This is a genomic window from Brevundimonas sp. LjRoot202 (assembly GCF_964253355.1).
GTDB lineage: Bacteria > Pseudomonadota > Alphaproteobacteria > Caulobacterales > Caulobacteraceae > Brevundimonas.
The window spans coordinates 524,071-542,396 of record NZ_CAXUQW020000002.1; the positions used below are offsets into that span (position 1 = coordinate 524,071).

At 70.7% G+C, this 18,326-nt stretch carries 22 protein-coding genes; 7 read left to right on the top strand and 15 right to left on the bottom strand.

Translation table 11 applies throughout. The features are described from left to right. The first annotated feature begins 14 nt into the window (after nucleotides 1-14). From ACSQ1L_RS07545 to ACSQ1L_RS07555, 3 genes are read left to right on the top strand one after another with little or no spacing between them, the layout of a single operon-like run. Nucleotides 15-1,226, top strand: coding sequence for a M16 family metallopeptidase (locus ACSQ1L_RS07545; protein ID WP_435993533.1), 1,212 nt, complete (start codon nucleotides 15-17; stop codon nucleotides 1,224-1,226). A gap of 25 nt (nucleotides 1,227-1,251) precedes the next feature. Further along, nucleotides 1,252-1,842, top strand: a complete 591-nt coding sequence (locus tag ACSQ1L_RS07550; RefSeq protein ID WP_435993535.1) for a GNAT family N-acetyltransferase — start codon at nucleotides 1,252-1,254, stop codon at nucleotides 1,840-1,842. Between the two features lie 46 nt (nucleotides 1,843-1,888). Further along, nucleotides 1,889-3,556, top strand: a complete 1,668-nt coding sequence (locus ACSQ1L_RS07555) for a putative bifunctional diguanylate cyclase/phosphodiesterase (protein ID WP_435993537.1) — start codon at nucleotides 1,889-1,891, stop codon at nucleotides 3,554-3,556. A 3-nt stretch (nucleotides 3,557-3,559) separates the two neighbouring features. Here ACSQ1L_RS07555 and ACSQ1L_RS07560 read toward each other — a convergent pair whose 3' ends face one another. Further along, a complete protein-coding gene (locus ACSQ1L_RS07560; RefSeq protein ID WP_435993539.1) occupies nucleotides 3,560-4,129 on the bottom strand; it encodes a YqgE/AlgH family protein in 570 nt (189 codons plus the stop codon). A 129-nt stretch (nucleotides 4,130-4,258) separates the two neighbouring features. Here ACSQ1L_RS07560 and ACSQ1L_RS07565 point away from each other — a divergent pair, with 129 nt between their 5' ends. Continuing rightward, a complete protein-coding gene (locus ACSQ1L_RS07565; protein ID WP_435993541.1) occupies nucleotides 4,259-4,744 on the top strand; it encodes a peroxiredoxin in 486 nt (161 codons plus the stop codon). A gap of 55 nt (nucleotides 4,745-4,799) precedes the next feature. Beyond that, nucleotides 4,800-5,249, top strand: a complete 450-nt coding sequence (locus tag ACSQ1L_RS07570) for a very short patch repair endonuclease (RefSeq protein ID WP_435993543.1) — start codon at nucleotides 4,800-4,802, stop codon at nucleotides 5,247-5,249. Here the strand turns inward: ACSQ1L_RS07570 and ACSQ1L_RS07575 are convergent. From ACSQ1L_RS07575 to ACSQ1L_RS07595, 5 genes are all read right to left on the bottom strand, one after another. Next, complete coding sequence (locus tag ACSQ1L_RS07575; protein WP_435993545.1) at nucleotides 5,204-7,162, bottom strand: ATP-binding protein; 1,959 nt, start codon at nucleotides 7,160-7,162, stop codon at nucleotides 5,204-5,206. The genes ACSQ1L_RS07570 and ACSQ1L_RS07575 overlap by 46 nt on opposite strands. A gap of 65 nt (nucleotides 7,163-7,227) precedes the next feature. Beyond that, complete coding sequence (locus ACSQ1L_RS07580; protein ID WP_435993547.1) at nucleotides 7,228-8,265, bottom strand: quinone-dependent dihydroorotate dehydrogenase; 1,038 nt, start codon at nucleotides 8,263-8,265, stop codon at nucleotides 7,228-7,230. Continuing rightward, nucleotides 8,256-8,612 (bottom strand): DUF952 domain-containing protein, encoded by a 357-nt coding sequence (locus tag ACSQ1L_RS07585; protein WP_435993549.1) that lies wholly within the window; start codon nucleotides 8,610-8,612, stop codon nucleotides 8,256-8,258. The genes ACSQ1L_RS07580 and ACSQ1L_RS07585 overlap by 10 nt, the downstream gene beginning before the upstream one ends. Continuing rightward, nucleotides 8,609-9,112, bottom strand: coding sequence for a SixA phosphatase family protein (locus ACSQ1L_RS07590; protein ID WP_435993551.1), 504 nt, complete (start codon nucleotides 9,110-9,112; stop codon nucleotides 8,609-8,611). The genes ACSQ1L_RS07585 and ACSQ1L_RS07590 overlap by 4 nt, the downstream gene beginning before the upstream one ends. A 47-nt stretch (nucleotides 9,113-9,159) precedes the next feature. Beyond that, a complete protein-coding gene (locus ACSQ1L_RS07595; protein WP_435993553.1) occupies nucleotides 9,160-9,900 on the bottom strand; it encodes a methyltransferase domain-containing protein in 741 nt (246 codons plus the stop codon). A gap of 44 nt (nucleotides 9,901-9,944) precedes the next feature. Here ACSQ1L_RS07595 and gloB point away from each other — a divergent pair, with 44 nt between their 5' ends. Beyond that, complete coding sequence (gloB, locus tag ACSQ1L_RS07600; RefSeq protein ID WP_435993555.1) at nucleotides 9,945-10,673, top strand: hydroxyacylglutathione hydrolase; 729 nt, start codon at nucleotides 9,945-9,947, stop codon at nucleotides 10,671-10,673. A 12-nt stretch (nucleotides 10,674-10,685) separates the two neighbouring features. Here gloB and ACSQ1L_RS07605 read toward each other — a convergent pair whose 3' ends face one another. The 6 genes from ACSQ1L_RS07605 to ACSQ1L_RS07630 all read right to left on the bottom strand — a co-directional run bounded on the left by ACSQ1L_RS07605 (nucleotide 10,686) and on the right by ACSQ1L_RS07630 (nucleotide 15,219). Further along, on the bottom strand, nucleotides 10,686-11,435 hold the full coding sequence (locus ACSQ1L_RS07605; protein ID WP_435993557.1) for a DUF4908 domain-containing protein: 750 nt from the start codon (nucleotides 11,433-11,435) through the stop codon (nucleotides 10,686-10,688). Between the two features lie 99 nt (nucleotides 11,436-11,534). Then, nucleotides 11,535-12,260: an acetoacetyl-CoA reductase gene (phbB, locus tag ACSQ1L_RS07610; protein WP_435993559.1), complete on the bottom strand. Its 726-nt coding sequence runs from the start codon at nucleotides 12,258-12,260 to the stop codon at nucleotides 11,535-11,537. Between the two features lie 95 nt (nucleotides 12,261-12,355). Then, complete coding sequence (locus tag ACSQ1L_RS07615) at nucleotides 12,356-13,426, bottom strand: NAD(P)-dependent alcohol dehydrogenase (protein WP_435993561.1); 1,071 nt, start codon at nucleotides 13,424-13,426, stop codon at nucleotides 12,356-12,358. A gap of 59 nt (nucleotides 13,427-13,485) precedes the next feature. After that, nucleotides 13,486-13,857 (bottom strand): GFA family protein, encoded by a 372-nt coding sequence (locus ACSQ1L_RS07620; RefSeq protein ID WP_435993563.1) that lies wholly within the window; start codon nucleotides 13,855-13,857, stop codon nucleotides 13,486-13,488. Then, on the bottom strand, nucleotides 13,854-14,726 hold the full coding sequence (locus ACSQ1L_RS07625) for a DUF72 domain-containing protein (RefSeq protein WP_435993565.1): 873 nt from the start codon (nucleotides 14,724-14,726) through the stop codon (nucleotides 13,854-13,856). Before ACSQ1L_RS07625 ends, ACSQ1L_RS07620 begins: the two co-directional genes overlap by 4 nt. Then, a complete protein-coding gene (locus ACSQ1L_RS07630) occupies nucleotides 14,632-15,219 on the bottom strand; it encodes a TetR/AcrR family transcriptional regulator (protein ID WP_435993567.1) in 588 nt (195 codons plus the stop codon). The genes ACSQ1L_RS07625 and ACSQ1L_RS07630 overlap by 95 nt, the downstream gene beginning before the upstream one ends. Before the next feature lie 137 nt (nucleotides 15,220-15,356). Here ACSQ1L_RS07630 and ACSQ1L_RS07635 point away from each other — a divergent pair, with 137 nt between their 5' ends. Beyond that, nucleotides 15,357-15,653, top strand: a complete 297-nt coding sequence (locus ACSQ1L_RS07635; RefSeq protein WP_435993569.1) for a CC_3452 family protein — start codon at nucleotides 15,357-15,359, stop codon at nucleotides 15,651-15,653. Here ACSQ1L_RS07635 and ACSQ1L_RS07640 read toward each other — a convergent pair. The 3 genes from ACSQ1L_RS07640 to ACSQ1L_RS07650 all read right to left on the bottom strand — a co-directional run bounded on the left by ACSQ1L_RS07640 (nucleotide 15,650) and on the right by ACSQ1L_RS07650 (nucleotide 18,233). Beyond that, entirely contained in the window at nucleotides 15,650-17,011 is a 1,362-nt protein-coding gene (locus ACSQ1L_RS07640) for a glutamate--cysteine ligase (protein WP_435993571.1), read from the bottom strand. The two genes, ACSQ1L_RS07635 and ACSQ1L_RS07640, sit on opposite strands and share 4 nt — an antisense overlap. An 87-nt stretch (nucleotides 17,012-17,098) precedes the next feature. Then, nucleotides 17,099-17,818 (bottom strand): 16S rRNA (uracil(1498)-N(3))-methyltransferase, encoded by a 720-nt coding sequence (locus ACSQ1L_RS07645; RefSeq protein WP_435993573.1) that lies wholly within the window; start codon nucleotides 17,816-17,818, stop codon nucleotides 17,099-17,101. Nucleotides 17,819-17,930: 112 nt separating this feature from the next. After that, nucleotides 17,931-18,233: a GIY-YIG nuclease family protein gene (locus ACSQ1L_RS07650; RefSeq protein ID WP_435993575.1), complete on the bottom strand. Its 303-nt coding sequence runs from the start codon at nucleotides 18,231-18,233 to the stop codon at nucleotides 17,931-17,933. Nucleotides 18,234-18,326: the final 93 nt, after the last annotated feature.

Below are 18,326 nucleotides of genomic sequence, written 5' to 3' on the forward strand. Positions count from 1 at the left end.
TCGTCTGCGATCCGATGCCCGGCCTGCGCACCCTGGCGCTGACCGTGGCCGTCCGCGGCGGCGCCAAATGGGAATCGGAGGCGCAGTCCGGCTGGTCGCACTGTCTCGAGCACCTGGTCTTCAAGGGGGCCGGCGACATGGGCGCGCGCGACATCGTCGAGCGGATCGAGGCCGAGGGCGGCTCGCTGAACGCCTCGACCGGCTATGAGCGCACCAGTTTCGAGGTCCGGGCCCTGCACGGCTCCCTGCCGCTGGCCATGCAGGTGCTGTCCGACCTGGTGTTCCGCCCGACCCTCGACCCCGACGAGATCGAGCGCGAGAAGGACGTGGTGGCGCAGGAGATCGCCGAGGCCTTCGACACCCCCGATGACCACGTCTTCGAAATGGCCCAGACCCGGGCCTTCGAGGGCCAGCCGCTGGGGCGGCCGATCCTCGGCTCGGTCATCAGCCTGAAACCGATCACCCGCGCCGCCATCGGCGACTGGCGGGCCCGGCTGTATTCCCCCGACCGGATGGTGGTCGCGGCCTCCGGCGCGGTCGACGAGACCGAGCTGCTGGCGCTGGCCGAGCGCTGGTTCGGCGGCGAGACGCCGACCTCGGCCGAGGCCCCCGCCGCTCCGCGCTTCACCGGCGGCCACGCCGCCCTGTCGCGCCGGATCGAACAGGCCAACATCGTCTTCCAGCTGCCGGCCGCCGCGGCCACGGACCCGTCCTATGCGGCCACCCGGCTGATGACCGAAATCCTCGGCGGCGGCATGGCTTCGCGCCTGTTCCAGAGCGCCCGCGAGGAGCGCGGCCTGGCCTACGCCATCGACGCCTATCACGAGCCCTACGAGGACGCTGGGATTCTGGGCATCTACGCCGGGGCGGCGGCCGACCGGGCCGTCGAACTGGCCCAGGTGTGCGCCGCCGAGCTGAAGGCCCTCGCGGAGAGCGGCCCGACGGCGGCCGAACTGTCGCGGGCCAAGGCGGTGATGAACGCCGGCCTGTGGATGTCGGACGAGAGCCCGGCGGCGCGCGCGGGCCGGGCGGCGGCGCAGGTGCTGATCTTCGGCGCCCCGATCACTTCGGAGACCATGGCCGGGCGGACGCTGGCCCAGACCGCCGACGACGTCCGCGCGGCGGCGGCGGCGGCGCTGTCGGCGGGCCGCGCGGCCACGGCGGTGCTGGGTCCGGGCGCGGCGGCCCCGGCCGGCCCGGCCTTCCGCGACGCCCTTTTCGGCTGACCGGCAGGGGGGTATCCTTTCGGGCATGGCCCTGCTGGACTGGATCAACGAGGCGACCGGTCCGGTCGTGAAGGGCGAAGGCGTGACCCTGCGCCCGCCGCGCGCCGCGGACTACGAGGCCTGGTCCGCCCTGCGCCAGCTGTCCCACGCCTATCTGCAGCCGTGGGAGCCGACCTGGCCCGAGGACGACCTGACCCGCCCCGCCTTCAAGCGGCGCCTGTCGATCTACGCCCGCGAGATGGACGCGGGGAACGCCTGGCCCTTCTTCATCTTCGCCGACGCGGACCAGGCGCTGGTCGGGGCCATCACCCTGTCGAACATCCGGCGCGGCGTCGCCGAGGCGGGCACGCTCGGCTACTGGATCGGCCGCCCGTTCGCCGGACGGGGACACGCCACGGCGGCGGTCAGAGGCATGGTCGCGCACGCCTTCGACGAGCTGAAACTGCATCGGGTCGAGGCGGCCTGCGTGCCGACCAACCTGGCCTCGCGCCGGGTGCTGGAGAAGGCCGGCTTCGCGCTCGAGGGGCAGGCCCGGGCTTATCTCAAAATTAACGGCGCTTGGGCAGATCATCTCCTGTTCGGGATCGTCAACGACGGGGCTGGACGCGGCGGCTGACCTCGGGTGATCCTTGGGGCCGCCTTCTCGGGACCGGTCACGCGTTTTGAACACTCGCTCCAGAAGTCTGGCCTGGGACGCGACGACCGCCATCGAGGCGCTGGCCGCGGCCGATACGGCCCTGTGGATCTGGACCCCGTCCGACGATCAGATGCGCTTCACCGGGGCCACCCGGGCGCTCGGCCTCGGACCGTTGGCCCCGGAGTGTTCGGGCGCCGCCTTCACCGCCGTCGCCGTGCCGTCGGACCGTTCGCTGGCCGAGCGCATCCTCAAGCCGCAGACCGAGGGGACCGAGGTCGCAGTGCGCCTGCGCATGCGCGAGGCCGAGACCTGCCTGTGGCGCGGCGTCTGGCTCGAGGACGGGTTGCGCGCCGCCGGGGTGGTGGCGCTGGAGACCAAGTTCGCGGCCTCCCACCGGGATCACCTGACCGGCCTGCTGGACCGCCGCACCTTCCTGACCCGCGCTGGCGAAACCCTGACCCAGCCGGGCGACTACGAGCTGGTGGTCGCCGACGTTGACCGCCTGCGCCGCCTCAACGAGGCCCTGGGCCACGAACGCGCCGACCTGGTGCTGGCGGCGCTGGGTTCGCGCCTGAACGGGGCCTTCGCCCAGGAGGCCAATCCCGCCCGCGTCGGCGAGGACGAATTCGCCGTGATCGTGCCGCGCGGCTCCGGAGCCGCCTCGGAACGTCTGCGCGAGGCGCTGGAGCAGCCGCTGAGGGTGGCGGGCTTCGACATCTATCCCACCGTCTCGATCGGGGCCGTGGCGGCCGAGGGCGGTCCGGACGCCTCCGACCCGGCGGAACTGCTGCGCCGGGCCGAGCTGGCCGTCGAACAGGCCAAGACCGCCGGGCGCGGCGGGGCGGCCGCCTATGGCCGCGCGCTGGAGTCCGACAGCCTGTCGCGGCTGGCGCTTGAAGCCGACCTGCGCAACGCCTTCGTGCGCGGCGAGATCGAGCCCTTCTACCAGCCCATCGTCAATCTGGTGACGGGGGCGGTGGCCGGATTCGAGGCCCTGGCCCGCTGGCGCCATCCGCAGCGCGGCCTGGTGCCGCCGGACGAGTTCCTCGGCCTCGCCGACGAGATGGGGCTGATGAACGAGCTCGGCCTGCTGATGATGAGTCAGGCGGCGCGCCAGCTGGCCGAATGGCTGGCCCGGCACCCGTCGGCCGGCAGGCTGTTCTGCAGCGTCAACCTGTCGGTCGGCGAGATCGAGCGGGCCAACTTGGTCGAGGACGTGGCGCGGATCATCGCCGACGCCGGCCTGCCCAAGGGGGCGCTGAAGCTGGAGGTCACCGAGGGCGACATCATGCGCGACACCTCGCGCGCGGCCGACACCCTGACCCGGCTGCGCGAGGCCGGCGCCTCGCTGGCCCTCGACGACTTCGGCACCGGCTTCTCGTCCCTGACCTGGCTGGCCAAGCTGCCGTTCGATACGCTGAAGATCGACCGCTATTTCGTGCTGACCATGGACAAGGACGAGGGCTCGGCGAAGATCGTCAAGTCGGTCGTCAACCTCGGCCGCGACCTGTCGCTCGAGGTCGTCGCCGAGGGCGTCGAGAACGCCGGCCTCGCCAAGCTGCTGCTCGAGGCCCAGTGCCACTACGGCCAGGGCTTCGGCTACGCCCCGGCCCTGCCCGCCCAGGAGGCCGAGGTCTATCTGAACGAGTCGCTCGCCGACGGCACGGCGCCGATCAAGGCGCGCTCGGCCTGACCGTCAGGCGCGCCCGCTCTGCCCCGACAGCCGCGCCGGATCGACGCCCAGACCGGCCAGCGCCTTGCCCCATTTGCCTTCGTAGTCCGGATCGAAGATCAGGTCGGCGTCGGCCTCGGCGGTGAGCCAGACGTTCTCGCCCAGCTCGTCCTCGAGCTGGCCCTCGCCCCAGCCGGCGTAGCCGAGCAGCAGCACCGAGCGCCGCGGTCCCATGGCCGGGTCGACCATCGCCGCCAGCGCCTCGCGCGTGCCGGTCATGGCCAGGCCCTCGCCGAAGGCCAGCGAGGCGTCGTCGATCAGCCAGTCGTCGGTGTGCAGCACGAAGCCGCGCTCGCGCTCGACTGGACCGCCGACCAGCACCGCGCGCTCCGCGGCCGACTCCGGCGCCGGCGTCTCCAGCTTGGTCAGCACCGCCTTCAGGTCGATGCCCGGCGCGGGGCGGTCGAGGCGGAGCCCCATGGCATGGTCGGGCCGGTGGGCGCAGACGAGGATGACGGCCTGCTCGAAGCGAGGATCGCTGATGCCCGGCATGGCCACCAGCAGTCGGCCCGCGAGGGAGTGGAAATCGTCCATTCTCCTATCATCGGGACCGGGCGCGACGGGCGCAAGGCCGGGCCGCGACGGAAAGGTTGGCGCTGCGCCCGGCAACGCCTATCTGGATCGGGAGTTTCGATCATCATCCCCTTGCTCCGGAGCCCTGCCATGACCGTCCAGATCGGCGACCGCATCCCCTCGGCCACCCTGACCCGCGCCACCGACGACGGCCCCAAGCCGGTGTCCACCGACGAGGTCTTCGCCGGCAAGACCGTGGCCCTGTTCGCCGTGCCCGGCGCCTTCACCCCGACCTGTTCGGCCAAACACCTGCCCGGCTTCAAGGACCACCGCGAGGACCTGGCCGGCAAGGGCGTCGACACGGTCGCCTGCCTGTCGGTCAACGACGCCTTCGTCATGGGGGCCTGGGCCGACAGCCAGGGCATCGGCAAGGACGAGATCGTGATGCTGGGCGACGGCAACGGCGACTTCACCCGCGCCCTCGGCCTGTCGATGGACGCCAAGGGCTTCGGCATGGGCGAGCGCTCGCAGCGCTATTCGATGATCGTCAAGGACGGCGTGGTCGAGCAGCTCAACGTCGAGCAGCCGGGCGAGTTCAAGGTGTCGTCGGCGGAACATCTGCTGACGCAGCTCTAGGGGGCGCTATCGCTCACGGCGCGGCCGTTCGCTGCGTGAGCGCGGGGTCCGAGCCATGACCGACGTCTTCACCCCCGAACAGCGCAGCGCGGTGATGCGGCGCATCAAGGGCCGCGACACCGCGCCCGAGCGCGCCGTGCGCCGCGTCCTGCGCGAAGCGGGGATCGGCTATCGGCTGGGCGGCGCCGGCCTGCCGGGGCGGCCCGACGTGGTTATGAAGGGCCGGCGCGTGGCGGTGTTCGTGCACGGCTGCTTCTGGCACGGCCACGACTGCGCCCGCGGGGCCCGTAAACCCAAGGCCAACGCCGCCTACTGGAGCGCCAAGATCGAGCGCAACCGCGCCCGCGACGCCGCGGCCCGGGCGGCGCTGGAGGCCGCGGGCTGGCGGGTGATCACGGTTTGGGAATGCGGGATGAAGGCCGCCGACTTCCCCGCCCGGCTGGTCGCCGAGGTGCGGGGTCAGGCGACGGCGGGCTCGGCCACGGCGTCTTCTTCAGCGGCCTGAGCCAGGGTCATGACGTGGTTGATGGCCCCCAGCAGCATCGGCGGGGTGATCGGCTTGGGCACGAAATAGGTCATGCCGGCGTCGGTGCAGGCGGCGATGTCGTCGGGCGAGGTGTCCGCCGTCACCGCGATGATCGGGACCAGCGCATTGGGGCCGGCGCCGGCGCGGATGCGGCGGGTGGTCTCGCGCCCGTCGAGCTCGGGCATCCGCACGTCCATGAAGATCAGGTCGAAACCCGAGGTTTCGCAGATCTTCAGCGCCGCCATGCCGTCGGCGGCCGTGGCGATGTCGCAGCCGAGCGGCTGCAGGATCAGCTGGATGGCGCGGCGGTTGATGTCGTGGTCGTCGACGACGAGCACCCGCATCGGGCGGCCGTCATCCTCTTCGGAAGGTTCGTTGGCTGTCGGTGCGACGGCCTCGATCGGGATGGCGTCCGTGGACGCCTCCCCAGGCGACCGGGCGGCCGGCGCGGGCGATGCCGGGCTCGACGGCCGGCCTGAGCCGCCGGCGGACAGGGCGCGGGCGACGGCGTCGCGGCTTTCCTGGTCCAGGGCGGGCGCGACCGCCGTGCTCGCTTTTCCGGGCTCGAGCCGCAGGGCGAGCGTGAAGCTGGCCCCGTGCCCGACGCTGCTGCGCGCGGTTAGGCGGCCGCCCATCAATTCGGCCAGCTGGCGGCTGATGGCGAGCCCCAGGCCGCTGCCGCCGTGCCGGGCGCTGACGCCATCGACGGTCTGGTCGAAGGGGGTGAACAGCCGGGCCATCTGATCCCGCGACATGCCCGGCCCCGTATCCGAGACCTCGATAAGCACGGCGTGGCCGCCGGTGTCCTCGGCCCAGCCGTGGAAGCGCAGGGTGATGGACCCCTCGGCCGTGAATTTCATGGCGTTGGAGATCAGGTTGTTGAGCACCTGCCGCAGCCGCATCGGATCGCCACGCACCGAGGCCGGCACCGTCGCGGCGCCTTCGATGCGCAGCTTCAGGCCCTTGGCGCGGGCCGGTCCGCGCCACAGCCGGGCGGACTGGTTCAGCAGGTCGCGCAGGTTGAAGTCGACCGCGTCCACGGTCATGTGCCCGGCCTCGAGCTTGGCGTGGTCCAGCAGGTCGTCCAGCAGGGCCTTCATCATGAAGCCGGCGTCGCTGATCAGCCGCGCCTGGGCCCGGGCGGTGTTGTCGGCGGCGCCGCGTTCCAGTTCGGCGGAGCCGGTCAGGATCGCGCTGATCGGGGTGCGGAGGTCATGGCCCACGGCGGCCAGGAAGGCGCTGCGGCCTTCCATGATGCGTTCCGCGTCGGCGCGCTTCTCTTCGGCCTCGATCCGGGCGGCGGTCTCGGAGACCCGGGCCTCGTTCATGCGCTGCCATGTCGACAGGCAGTAGGTGATGAAGACGCCGACGGCGATCGACGCCGCCGTGATGAAGGCCGCCGACGCGCCGAACATGGCCATGAAGAACGGCGTCGAGGCGAGGTAGAGGAACTGCGGCGTCACCGTCAGCAGGAGCACCGAGATCGAGCGTGGCGCATTGATCATCGAATAGATGGCGCCGGCCGACAGCAGCATGGAGGCGCAGATGCCGCCCATCGGGCCGCCTACCAGCCACAGCGGAATGGCCAAGCTGCCGAAATAGCCGGCGTTGACGATCAGCAGGGCGTCGCCGGCCAGCCGCCGCAGGCCGCGCAGGCGCTCGGTGCGGCCGTCGTTGACCGGGCCGAAGACCAGCAAATCCAGCAACTGGACGAGGAAATAGCCCAGCACCCAGCCGACGCTGAGCGACCAGCCGAGCAGCGGGCTGAACACCAGGGCGCAGGCCGCGGCCATGCCCAACCGCTGCAACAGCGCCTTGCGCCGCTGGCGGATGGCGCCGGCCCAGGTGGTGTCCAGGGCGGCGGCAGGCATGTCGGCTTTGGCGATCGCCATGCGGCTCCCCCGGATCGGACGTGTTCGCCCGTCTAAATCATACCCCGCGGGCCCCTAACGCTCCGTCAACGACCTGTCGCCACGGCCTCATTTGCTGTGGAGAAGCCGTCGGCGCGCAGGCGGGCCGCCAGATCGCGCTTGATGCGCCCGACGAGGCCGGGACCCTCGTAGACGAGGGCGCTGTAGACCTGCACGGCCGAGGCGCCGGCCCGGATGCGCTCATAGGCGTCCGCGCCGGAACCAATCCCGCCGACGGCGATCAGCGGCAGACGCCCGGACGACGCCTCCGCCGCCGCGCGCAGGGCCGCCGTGGCGCGGGCTCTCAGCGGCGCGCCGGACAGTCCGCCGGCCTCGTCCCGCTGAGGCGATTTCAGGCTGTCAGGCCGGTCCAGGGTGGTGTTGGCCACGATCAGGGCGTCGATGCCGTGGTCCAGCGCCGCCTCGACGATCAGCTGGATCTCCGCCGCCGTCAGGTCGGGCGCGATCTTGAGGAAAACCGGCGTGCGGTCGCCGGCGCGGGCCTCCGCCAGACGTCCGAGCAGATCATCCAGCGCGGCCCGGCCCTGCAGGTCGCGCAGGCCCGGGGTGTTCGGCGACGAGACATTGACGGTGACATAGTCGGCCAGGCCCTTCAGCCGCTCCAGACCGGCGACGTAATCGGCCGCCTTGTCCTCCGTCTCCTTGTTGGCTCCGAGATTGGCGCCGATCACCGCCCCGGCGGGACGGCGGGCCAGCCGCGCGGCGAAGGCCTCGAGCCCCGCGTTGTTGAAACCCATGCGGTTGATGACCGCCCGGTCTTCGGACAGGCGGAACAGGCGCGGGCGCGGATTGCCGGGCTGCGGGCGCGGCGTGACCGAGCCGCACTCGACGAAGCCGAAGCCCAGCCGCGACAGCCCCCTCAGCGCCTCGCCGTTCTTGTCCAGGCCCGCCGCCAGTCCGACCGGATTGGACAGACGCAGGCCGGCCACCGTCGTCGCCAGGACCGGGTCGTCGGCCGGGGGGGCGGGCAGGGGCGCGATCCTCAGCGCGAGGATGGCCAGACGGTGCGCGATTTCGGGATCGAGAAGGCGCAGGGCGGCGGCGCCGAAGTCGGTCAGGGCCATCCGGTCGCTCCATCCTCGAAGATCATCACGCCATCCTCACTCACCGACAGCGGCCGCCCGGCTGTGGCCGACGACACGGGCAAGGGGCCGTGGAGGTGCGGAAACAGCGCGCCGCCGCGTGACGCCTCCCAGCGGAGGGTCTCGCCGAGCGAGGCCAGGTCGACCGTGACCAGCACCAGACCGCCCCGCCCCGCGTAATGGCGGCGCGCCGTTTCGGCCAGCTGCGTCGCCGTCGACATGTGGATGTAGCCGTCGGCGCGATCGACGGCCGAGCCGTCGTAGACGCCCGCCGCCCGCGCCTGCGCCCATTCAGCGCGGTCGACCAGCTTGTGGGCGGTATCGGTCATTCGGCGACGAGATCGCGCGGCTGCAGATAGCCTTCGAGCATGCGCCGGCCGGCGGCGTCGACGCCGAAGATCGCCGCCGCGCCGGGCGGGAAACCGCCGCTCATGCGGTCGAGGATCGACGGCGAGGCGGCCCCTTCGACCAGATATTCCACGGCCAGCAGATGGACGCCGGGATTGTGGGCCACGACCATCAGGCAGCCGGCGTCGTCCTCCACCGCCTCGACCAGACGGCGCAGGGTCTCGGCGCCGCCGTTGTAGAGCGCCTCGTCGTCGCGGATCTGCACATCGCCGAAGGCGTCGTGCAGCAGGTCCCAGGTCTGACGGGTGCGCGCCGCGGGCGAGACCAGCGCCAGGTCCGGCCGCAGGCCGCGCGCGGCCAGGGCCCGGCCCATGGCGGCGGCGTCGGTCCGGCCGCGGTTCGACAGGGCGCGATCGCGGTCGCGTCCGGAACCCGCCGCCCGCTCGGCCTCGGCGTGCCGCATCAGGATCAGTCTCTGCATGCCCGCCCTTTAGGGCCTGCCGCCCCGCCTGCAAAGCCGGGGAACGGTCAGCGGCTTTCGCGGCGGCTGCCCGGGATCGGCTGCGGCCGCAGGGCGGCGGCCAGGGCCGGGGCGGCGGCCAGGGCGTTGCCTGGATGCACCCGGGCGTAGGCCTGGCGGGTGGCCTCCAGCAGGATGACGCCCGCGGCCCCGGGCATAACCCGCCGTCCAATCTGTTCGAAGCCGTCGGCCAGCGGCAGCAGCGGGCTCCAAGGCGGCACGTACAGGGTCTGGCTCCAGGCGGTGGGCTCGAGCCCCGCCCCGCGCACCAGCCGTTCGAGCTGGCGTCGGGTGAACGGCCGGCCATAGCCGAATGGCGTGGCCTCGACCCGTGACCACAGTCCGCCGCGCGCGGCGGCGATCAGGATGATGCGGCCGGCCGGCGACAGCGTCCGCACGGCTTCCAGCAGCAGGGCGGAGGCGTCGTCGGCCTCTTCCAGCGCATGGACGAGCAGGATGCGATCGAAGGTCCCGGCCGCGAACGGCAGGCGGCGGTCGTCGACGAGAACGGTGCGGTTGCGGCCCACCGACGGCCACAACTCGACGCCCTGTCCACCCGGCATGGCTGCGACCACCCGCCGGGCCCCGACGAAGGCGTCCAGCCACGGGGTGGCGTAGCCCAGGCCCAGAACGTCGCACCCGCCCGCCTCGCCCCAGGCGTCGTCGAGTCGGCGCGCCAGCAGACGGCGGGCCAGCGCGCCCGCCGGCTCGCCATAGAAGGTCCGAAGTTCCTCGATGCTGCGCCGCATCCGGTCACCATAGGCCGCGTGAGGGTCCGCTGCTAGAATGCGGCATGTCCCTCGAAGTTCGCCTGTTTCCCTGCCTGTCCGACAACTATGGCTTCCTGGCGCGCGACACCGCGACCGGCGTGGTGGCCACGATCGACACGCCCGACGCCGACGCCATCCTGGCGGCGCTGGAGCAGTCCGGCTGGGGTCGGCTGGACCTGATCCTGAACACCCACTGGCACCCCGACCACACCCAGGGCAACGCCGCGCTGAAGGCGGCGACGGGCTGCGAGATCGTCGGGCCGGAGGAGGTGCGCAAGGCCGCGCCGCTGGACCGGGTCGTGCGCGGCGGCGATGTCGTCATGCTGGGCGAGACGCGGCTGGATGTGACCGACACGCCCGGCCACACCCTCGGCCACATCGTCTATCGCGACGCCGCCGGCGGCCAGGCCTTCGTCGGCGACACCCTGTTCGCCCTCGGTTGCGGCCGCCTGTTCGAGGGCGCGCCGGAGCAGATGTGGGACAGCCTTCAGAAGCTCGCCGCCTGGCCGGACGAGACCACCGTCTGGTGCGCCCATGAATACACCGCCGCCAACGCCCGCTTCGCCCTCAGCCTCGACGACCGGCCGCAGATGGCGGCGCAGGCCGCGGCGGTGTTCGCGGCGCGGGAGCGGGGGCAGCCGACGGTTCCGACCACCATCGGGGCGGAGAAGGCGTTCAATCCCTTCCTGCGCGCCGGCGACGCGGCCGGCTTCGCGAGCCGCCGGGCCGCGAAGGACAGTTTCACGGGTTAGGGTGGAGCCGGTCTAGCGCGCCGGCGGCAGGAAGGCGCGAATGACACGGGCCGACGACGGCCGGCCCGCCGCGCCCTGCGACGGCGCCACGACAATGTGCAGCTCGCCGCGGTTGTAGGTGACCGAGGCCCTGGATCCTTCGACGATGACGATGCGGCGCAGCTGGTTGAGCGCGGCGCGCCCGGTGGGCGAGCGGGCGATGCGCAGCACCACGTCGGTGGACAGGATGAGCGCCTCGACGGTCAGCGACTCCGACTCGACCCCGGTGTCGGCGTTGATCTCCACCGTCCGGCCCACGGCCTGACTGACCATGGCGCTGCGCCGCAGCATCAGATTCAGCATCTGGGCCGGCCCGAGCCGGGGTGGCGACAGGCTTTCGCCCGGCCCGGCGTAGGAGGCCGGCGAACCGCCCGGCGAGCGCGGCGTATAGACGGTCATGCCGCCGCTGGGGGTGACCCGCAGCACCTGCTGGCCGGCGTCGTTGCGGTAGATGACATCGCCGCGCGGCGCCGCGCTGGGCCGCAGCACCCAGGTCTCGTCGCGGCGCTCGAAGCGCAGCAGCGGATGCCGTCCGGACCGGTCAAGGATGAAGCCCTCGCCGGAGTCGGCCGCATAACGCCCGACCGGCGGCAGGGCGGGTTCGGAAGGGCGGTTGCGCAGGGTTCGGCTCTGCTCGGCCTGCGCATTGCCGCGAACCTGGGCCGAAACCTCGGAGGCGACGGACAGCAGCGACAGCACCGCCGCCGCGAGGGCGATCGCCATCGCGGTCGGAAGCGGCCGTCGCGCCGTTCTGACCCTCGCCGTCAACTGCATGGCCTCTGTCGTGGAATCGCCGCGCGGCGGATTTTGGGCGGAGTGGGGTTAGCCGACCAGATACTGACCACCGTTCAGCGACAGGGTGCAGCCTGTGACATATCCGGCACGTTCGCCGGCCAGCCACGACACCATATCGGCGATTTCCTCGCCTTTTCCGAGTCTTCCCACCGGGATCTGGGCGATGATTCCGGCCAGGACCTTCTCGTCCATGGCCCCGACCATCTCGGTGTCGATGTAGCCGGGCGCGATGCAATTCACCGTGACCCCCTTGCGGGCGTTCTCCAGCGCCAGGGCTTTGGTGAAGCCGATCATCCCGGCCTTGGCGGCGGAATAGTTGGTCTGGCCGATCTGGCCCTTCTGGCCGTTGATCGAACTGATGTTGACGATGCGGCCGAAGCCGCGGTCGCGCATGCCGTTGATGACCTGGCGCGTCATGTTGAAGACGCTGTCCATGTTGACCCGGATCACGTCCGACCACTGGTCGGCGCTCATCTTGTGGAAGAAGCCGTCGCGGGTGATGCCGGCGTTGTTGATCAGGGTGTCGATCGGGCCCAGCTGCGCCTCGACCTCGGCGACCGCCCGCTGGCAGTCCTCGAACGAGCCGACATTGCCCTTGACCACCATGACGCCCAGTTCGCGCGCCGTGGCCTCGGCGGCCTCGACATTGCCGGAGTAGCCGGCTGCGACCAGCATGCCGTCCTCCTTGAGGCGCTGGGCGATCGCCTTGCCGATGCCGCGGGTGCCGCCCGTGACCAGAGCCACTCGTGCCATGTCCGTTTCCTGTCCTGCGAGCGGCGGCCTCTCACCCGGGCCGCCTGCATATGGATACGCTTTAGCCCTTGAGCCGTTGCGCGGAAAGGATCGGCTTAGGCGGCCCGGTCGAGGCGGCCCATGTCGATGACGAAGCGGTAGCGGACGTCGGACTTCTCCATCCGGGCGTAGGCCTCGTTGATCTGGTCCGGAGCGATCACCTCGATGTCGCAGGCCAGGCCGTGCTCGGCGCAGAAGTTGAGCATCTCCTGGGTCTCGCGGATGCCGCCGATCAGCGAGCCGGCGATCCGCCGGCGGCGCCACAGCAGCGGCATGGCGTAGACCGGCAGGCCCTCGGTGGTCAGGCCCAGCATGACCATGGTCCCGTCGCGGGCCAGCAGGTTCACGTGGCTGGCGATCTCGTGCGTGGCCGAGACGGTGTTGATGATCAGGTCGAACGTCTCGCCCGCCGCCTTCATCGCCGCCTTGTCCGAATTGATCAGGAAATGCTTCGCCCCCATCCGCTCGGCGTCGGCCTTCTTGCGATCCGAGGTCGACAGCACCGTCACTTCGGCCCCCATGGCGTGGGCCAGCTTGACCGCCATGTGGCCGAGGCCGCCCAGGCCGATCACCGCCACCTTCGAGCCGGGCCCGACGCCCCACTCCTTCAGCGGGCTGTAGGTGGTGATGCCGGCGCACAGCAGCGGCGCGGCGGCGTCCAGCGGCAGGGAGTCGGGGATGCGCAGCACATAGTTCTGGTCGACCGTGATGCGGTCGGAATAGCCGCCCTGGGTGATGGTCTGGCCGACCTCGGCGCCCTTCGGATCGGCCGAGCCGTAGGTCTGGGTCATGCCGGGCGCGCAGTACTGTTCCTCGCCCTCCAGGCAGGCGGCGCAGGTGCGGCAGCTGTCGACCATGCAGCCGACGCCGACCCGGTCGCCGGCCTTGAACCGCGTCACGTTCGCGCCCACCGCCGCGACCACGCCGGCGATCTCGTGGCCCGGCACGATGGGATAGCGCGTCCCGCCCAGGTCGTTCTTCACCACGTGGAGGTCCGAGTGGCAGACGCCGCAGAATTTGATCTCGATGGCTACATCGTCCGGGCCGGGATCGCGCCGGTTGAAGCCGTAGGGTGCCAGCGGGGCGTCGGCGGCGGTGGCGGCGAAGGCGCGGGTGGCGATGGGCATGAAGAGTCCTTGGACCAAGGGTCAGGGGCAGGGGCGCAGATGGGGTTGAACCGGCGGGGTCACCAGTCGTTGCGCCCGTCGACGTGGCGGACCGGCACGGCGTCGAGGTCGAAATCGTCGAACAGCCGGGCGTTCAGGGTGATCCGCGCAGGCCTCGCCTCGCCGTCCTCCGTCGTCCAGGCGTCCGACTCGGCGAAGACGCCGCAGCCGCACGTGACGCAGTGGTGGAAGGTCATCATCCGGTCGCCCCACTGATAGGCCGCCAGCCGGTCGGGCGTGAGGCTGAACTCGACCTCGCCGGGCGCATAGTAGGCGGCGACCGTCCCGCGCTTGGTGCAGGTCGAGCAGGTGCATTGCGTGACGCTGTCGGGCGCCGGGGCGGCGAACCGTTGCGCCCCGCAATGACAGCTTCCCTGCACCAGCGGGGTCATTCGCCCAGCTTCGCGATCAGCGCCTGCGCCGCCGCCGGATTGCGCACCTTGGCGCCCGCGATGAAGTAGGCGAACACGTCGCCCTTCTTCGCCCACTCCCGGGTCTGTTTGACGATGCCGTCCAGTTCGGCCGGCGACATGCCGGTGGGCTCGTCCTCGCGGCTCGACATCAGCCGGGCGTATTTGAAGTCGGCGGTGTCCTGATCGATCCGCGGCCACTCCGGCGCCTCGTCGTCGTGGCCGTAGACGATGGCCGCCCCGTATTTGCGGGCGAGATCGTAGAACTGCTCGTTGTCGAAGGTGCCGCTGCGGACTTCGAGCGCGTGACGCAGCCGCACCCCGTCCTTCTCCTTCGGCAACAGCTTCAGGAAGCCCTCGAAGTCGACCGGATCGAACTTCTTGGTGGCCATGAACTGCCAGTTGATCGGCCCCAGCTTGTCGCCCAGCGCCGTCAGCCCCTGGTCGAGGAAGCGTTCAAGGCTCTCATTGCCCTCGGACAGCACCTTGCGGTTGGTGCAGAACCGGCTGGCCTTGACCGCGAAGACGAAGTCGTCGGGCGTCTCGTCGCGCCACTTCATCCACGTCTCGGGTTTGAAGCCGGAATAGTAGGTGCCGTTGATCTCGATCGAGGTGAGCTTGCCGGAGGCGAACTCCAGCTCCTTCTTCTGGCTCAGCTTCTCCGGATAGAAGACGCCGCGCCACGGCTCATAGGTCCAGCCGCCGATGCCGACTCTGATGGTTCCGGTCATGGTCCTCTCCCTGCTGGGGCGAGACCTAGGACTGCGACGCCGTCGCCACAAGCATCCGGTAGGCCGCCGTCGCCTGCGCCCGCGCCGTTTCGTCGTCCAGCAGACGGCGGGAATGGCCATAGGCCAGCACGATCCCTTTGAACTGGAACACCAGCACCTCCAGCGCCGCATCGTCGGCGTTCGGATTCAGCGTCCGGAACTCGCGCTTCAACACCTTGGCCCAGCGCACCTGGCTGGCCTTCAGCGTGTCGCGCAGGGGGCCGGGCTGGTCGTCGAGTTCGATCGCCGCCGCCTTCAGCGGACAGCCGCCGGGACGGTCCTCGCCGTCGATCCAGTCCAATTCGCCCTGGAAGATGCGGTCCAGCCGTTCGCGGCCGGCCGGCAGCGGCTCGGCGGGGTCCCAGACCGCCGCCTTGAAGCGCTCGATCATGGCGTCGACCACCTCGGTCTGCAGCGCCTCCTTGGACTGGAAATGCTTCAGCACCGCGCTCTTCGACACGCCCGCGGCGCCGGCGACGTCCTGCAGGCTGACGGCGGCGAGGCCGCGCACGGTGACCTGGGTCATCGCCTCGTCGATCAACCGGGCGTGGGTGGCTGCGCCTTTGGGGGGCATCAGGGAACTCCAGCGACAAAAAGTGTCCGAACGGCCACTTTCTTGTTGACTCGAAGTGACCGAGTGGTCACTCATATGTGCACGGTCGGTCACTTTTGCATGAACCGGCCGCCATGACCAGCCCCAGGAGGCTCAAAATGCTTCTCATGACCCTGATGACGGCGGCCCTGTCGGTCGCCCAACCGGCTCCAACGCCCGACGCGGCGGCGGTGCTGATCCAGCCGCGCGAGGTCCGCCAGGTTCTCGATGGCCGCAGTTGGGCCTGCAACGGCGGCGGCGAATGCGTCGGTCGCGGCGGCGGCGCGAGCCAGCCGCTGATGCGTGAATGCCGCCGCTTCGTGGCCCGCTTCGGTCCCGTCTCGGCTTTCGCCCGCGGCGACCTCGCCCTGACCGAGGCCGAACTGGCCCAGTGCAACGCGGCGGCGAGGGCCTAGTAGGCGAAGTCCCTGTAGATGCGGCTGACGTCGCCCTGCCAGTCGCCGTGATACAACGACAGCAGCCGGTCAGCGGGGGTGACCCCGCTGTCGGCGATGTCTTCCAGCTCCGACAGATAGCCGCGCTCGTCGACCATGCCGCCCGAGAAGCGGGCGCGGTTCTTCAGCCCCTGTTTGGCGATGGCGACCATGTCGACGGCCACCTCGCGCACCGACCGGCCCGCCACCTCGGCCTTGAGGCCCAACCGGGTGACGTCGCGACGTAGCCGCTCGTGGTCCGCGATGTCCCAGTCCTTGACCAGGTCCCAGGCCGCGGCCAGCGACGGCGCGTCATAGAGGATTCCGGCCCACAGCGCCGGCAGGCCGCAGATGCGGCTCCACGGCCCGCCATCGGCGCCGCGCATCTCCAGATATGACTTCAGCCGCACCTCGGGGAACAGGGTGGTCAGGTGGTCGCCCCAGTCCTTGGCCGTGGCCCGGTCGCCGGGCAGGGCGTCCAGCTTGCCGTCCATGAAGGCCCGGAACGACTGGCCCGACAAGTCGACGTAGCGGTCGCCGCGCTTGGCGAAATACATCGGCACGTCCAGCGCATAGTCGGCGTAGGCCTCGAAGCCGAAGCCGTCGCGGAACACGAAATCGAGCATGCCGGTGCGGTCGGGATCGGTGTCGGTCCAGACGTTGGCGCGGGCCGACAGGAAGCCGTTCGGCTTGCCCTCGGTGAAGGGCGAACAGGCGAACAGGGCGGTGGCGATCGGCTGCAGCGCCAGCGAGGTGCGGAACTTGGCCACCATGTCGGCCTCGCCGTCGAAGTCGAGGTTGGCCTGGATGGTGCAGGTGCGCAGCATCATGTCGAGGCCCAGAGAGCCCCGCTTGGGCATGTAGGCGCGCATGATGTCGTAACGGCCCTTGGGCATCACCGGCACGTCCTCGCGCCGCCACAGCGGATCGAAGCCGGCGCCGAGGAAGCCGAGGTTGAGCTGGTCGGCGACCTGCTTGACCTCCATCAGGTGCTGGCCGGTCTCGTTGCAGATTTCGTGCACGTCCATCAGCGGCGCGCCCGACAGCTCGAACTGGCCGCCCGGCTCCAGCGAGATCGAGGCGGCGTAGCCCTCGGCGTTCTTGCGCTCCAGGGCGATGACGTGATCGCCTTCGTAGACCTGGCTCCAGCCGAACCGGGTCAGCCCCTCCAGCATGGCCTTGATGCCGTTGGGCCCCTCGTAGGCCGGGCGGCGCAGGGTGGATTTGTCGAAGCCGAATTTCTCGTGCTCGGCGCCGATGCGCCACTGGTCCTTGGGCTTGGACCCCTTCGACATGGCGGCGATCAGGTCTTCGCGGGTAAGCGGCGCGGCGTCGGCCATCTGTTTCTCTAAGCCCCTCTTGTCGCGGCTAGATGGGCAGACGGAGCGGCCGGCTCAAGCCCCATTCTGCTACGGCGTCGATAAGGCCTATCGTTCCCAGTCCCCCACCGCCGCCTGCCACAGCGTCAGGGCCGCTGTCGCCGCCGTATCCGCCCGCAGCACGCGCGGCCCCAGCGACACGGCGGTGGTGAAGGGCAGGGCCCTCAGACGGTCGCGTTCTTCCGGCGCGAATCCGCCCTCCGGGCCGATCAGGATGGCCCACGGCCCGGCCCCGGCGGCCGCCAGCGCCTGCATCGCCGGCGCCCCGCCCGTCTCGTCGCAGAACATCAGCCTCCGCCCGGCGTCCCAGCCGTCCAGCACCACCTCCAGCTTCACCGGCAGGTCGATCCCCGGCACATCCAGCCGCCCCGTCTGCTCGGCGCTCTCCACCGCTATGGCCTCCAGCCGGTCCATCCGCACCCGGTCGCCCTGCGTCCGCCGGGTCGTGACCAGCCCGATCCGCGCCGCGCCCAGCTCGGTGGCCTTCTCGACCGCGAACTCCAGCGCCGCCTTCTTCACCACCGCGATCAGCAGGTGGACGTCCGGCACGGCCCCCCGCGGCCGCACCTGTTCCCCGGCGCGCAGGATCACGCCCTTCTTGAGCGCCTCGGCGATGGAGCATCTCCACTCCCCATCGACGCCGTTGAACACCAGCAGGTCGTCCCCCGCCTTCAGCCGCATCACCTGCGTCAGGTAGCGCGACTGATCCAGCGTCGGCAGGACGGCCGCGCCGGCGGACAGGGGCTGGGGGACGTGGAGGCGGATCATTGGTCGACTCATAGACTTTGGAGTCAGCTTGTCATCCCGGACGAAGCGAAGCGGAGATCCGGGACGGGAAGGTCAGCATTACTCCCGGCCCGGTCGGCTTGCCGAACCGGGGCTAGGGCTCATCGGCCAGCAGGTCGCCGTACAGATCCGCCCAATGCGGGTTCATGTCCTCGACCAGCGCGAACTTCCACTCGCGCAGCCATCGCTTGATGCGCTTCTCCCGCAGGATGGCCCGGTCGACGTACTGATGGGTCTCGTACCAGACGAGCCGATCAATCCCTCGCTCACATGTATAGCCTGGGATCAGGCCCTGCTTATGCTCGCTGACACGACGGATCAGGTCGTTGGTCATGCCGACGTACAGCCAGCCACACGGACCGCTGGCGAGTAGATAGACATAGAAGCGCTTGGCCATCCCTGCCTCCCGGATCAACTCTTGCGAGTTGTCCGGGAGTGGTCAAGGTTGTGTGTTCCGCGTCCCCGATCTCGCTTCGCTCGTCGGGGATGA

Bases quoted from the DNA above. Each gene is read 5' to 3' on its own strand.
- ACSQ1L_RS07550 (WP_435993535.1), top strand. From the start codon at position 1,252: ATGGCCCTGCTGGACTGGATCAACGAGGCGACCGGTCCGGTCGTGAAG.
- ACSQ1L_RS07650 (WP_435993575.1), bottom strand. From the start codon at position 18,233: ATGGCCAAGCGCTTCTATGTCTATCTACTCGCCAGCGGTCCGTGTGGC.
- ACSQ1L_RS07560 (WP_435993539.1), bottom strand. From the start codon at position 4,129: ATGGACGATTTCCACTCCCTCGCGGGCCGACTGCTGGTGGCCATGCCG.
- ACSQ1L_RS07605 (WP_435993557.1), bottom strand. From the start codon at position 11,435: ATGGCGATCGCCCTCGCGGCGGCGGTGCTGTCGCTGCTGTCCGTCGCC.
- ACSQ1L_RS07545 (WP_435993533.1), top strand. From the start codon at position 15: ATGCCCGGCCTGCGCACCCTGGCGCTGACCGTGGCCGTCCGCGGCGGC.
- phbB (WP_435993559.1), bottom strand. From the start codon at position 12,260: ATGGCACGAGTGGCTCTGGTCACGGGCGGCACCCGCGGCATCGGCAAG.
- ACSQ1L_RS07630 (WP_435993567.1), bottom strand. From the start codon at position 15,219: ATGCCCCCCAAAGGCGCAGCCACCCACGCCCGGTTGATCGACGAGGCG.
- ACSQ1L_RS07620 (WP_435993563.1), bottom strand. From the start codon at position 13,857: ATGACCCCGCTGGTGCAGGGAAGCTGTCATTGCGGGGCGCAACGGTTC.
- ACSQ1L_RS07615 (WP_435993561.1), bottom strand. From the start codon at position 13,426: ATGCCCATCGCCACCCGCGCCTTCGCCGCCACCGCCGCCGACGCCCCG.
- ACSQ1L_RS07570 (WP_435993543.1), top strand. From the start codon at position 4,800: ATGACCGACGTCTTCACCCCCGAACAGCGCAGCGCGGTGATGCGGCGC.
- ACSQ1L_RS07585 (WP_435993549.1), bottom strand. From the start codon at position 8,612: ATGACCGATACCGCCCACAAGCTGGTCGACCGCGCTGAATGGGCGCAG.
- ACSQ1L_RS07595 (WP_435993553.1), bottom strand. From the start codon at position 9,900: ATGCGGCGCAGCATCGAGGAACTTCGGACCTTCTATGGCGAGCCGGCG.
- ACSQ1L_RS07625 (WP_435993565.1), bottom strand. From the start codon at position 14,726: ATGGCCATTCCCGCCGTCTGCTGGACGACGAAACGGCGCGGGCGCAGG.
- ACSQ1L_RS07635 (WP_435993569.1), top strand. From the start codon at position 15,357: ATGCTTCTCATGACCCTGATGACGGCGGCCCTGTCGGTCGCCCAACCG.
- ACSQ1L_RS07645 (WP_435993573.1), bottom strand. From the start codon at position 17,818: ATGATCCGCCTCCACGTCCCCCAGCCCCTGTCCGCCGGCGCGGCCGTC.
- ACSQ1L_RS07640 (WP_435993571.1), bottom strand. From the start codon at position 17,011: ATGGCCGACGCCGCGCCGCTTACCCGCGAAGACCTGATCGCCGCCATG.
- gloB (WP_435993555.1), top strand. From the start codon at position 9,945: ATGTCCCTCGAAGTTCGCCTGTTTCCCTGCCTGTCCGACAACTATGGC.
- ACSQ1L_RS07590 (WP_435993551.1), bottom strand. From the start codon at position 9,112: ATGCAGAGACTGATCCTGATGCGGCACGCCGAGGCCGAGCGGGCGGCG.
- ACSQ1L_RS07575 (WP_435993545.1), bottom strand. From the start codon at position 7,162: ATGGCGATCGCCAAAGCCGACATGCCTGCCGCCGCCCTGGACACCACC.
- ACSQ1L_RS07565 (WP_435993541.1), top strand. From the start codon at position 4,259: ATGACCGTCCAGATCGGCGACCGCATCCCCTCGGCCACCCTGACCCGC.
- ACSQ1L_RS07580 (WP_435993547.1), bottom strand. From the start codon at position 8,265: ATGGCCCTGACCGACTTCGGCGCCGCCGCCCTGCGCCTTCTCGATCCC.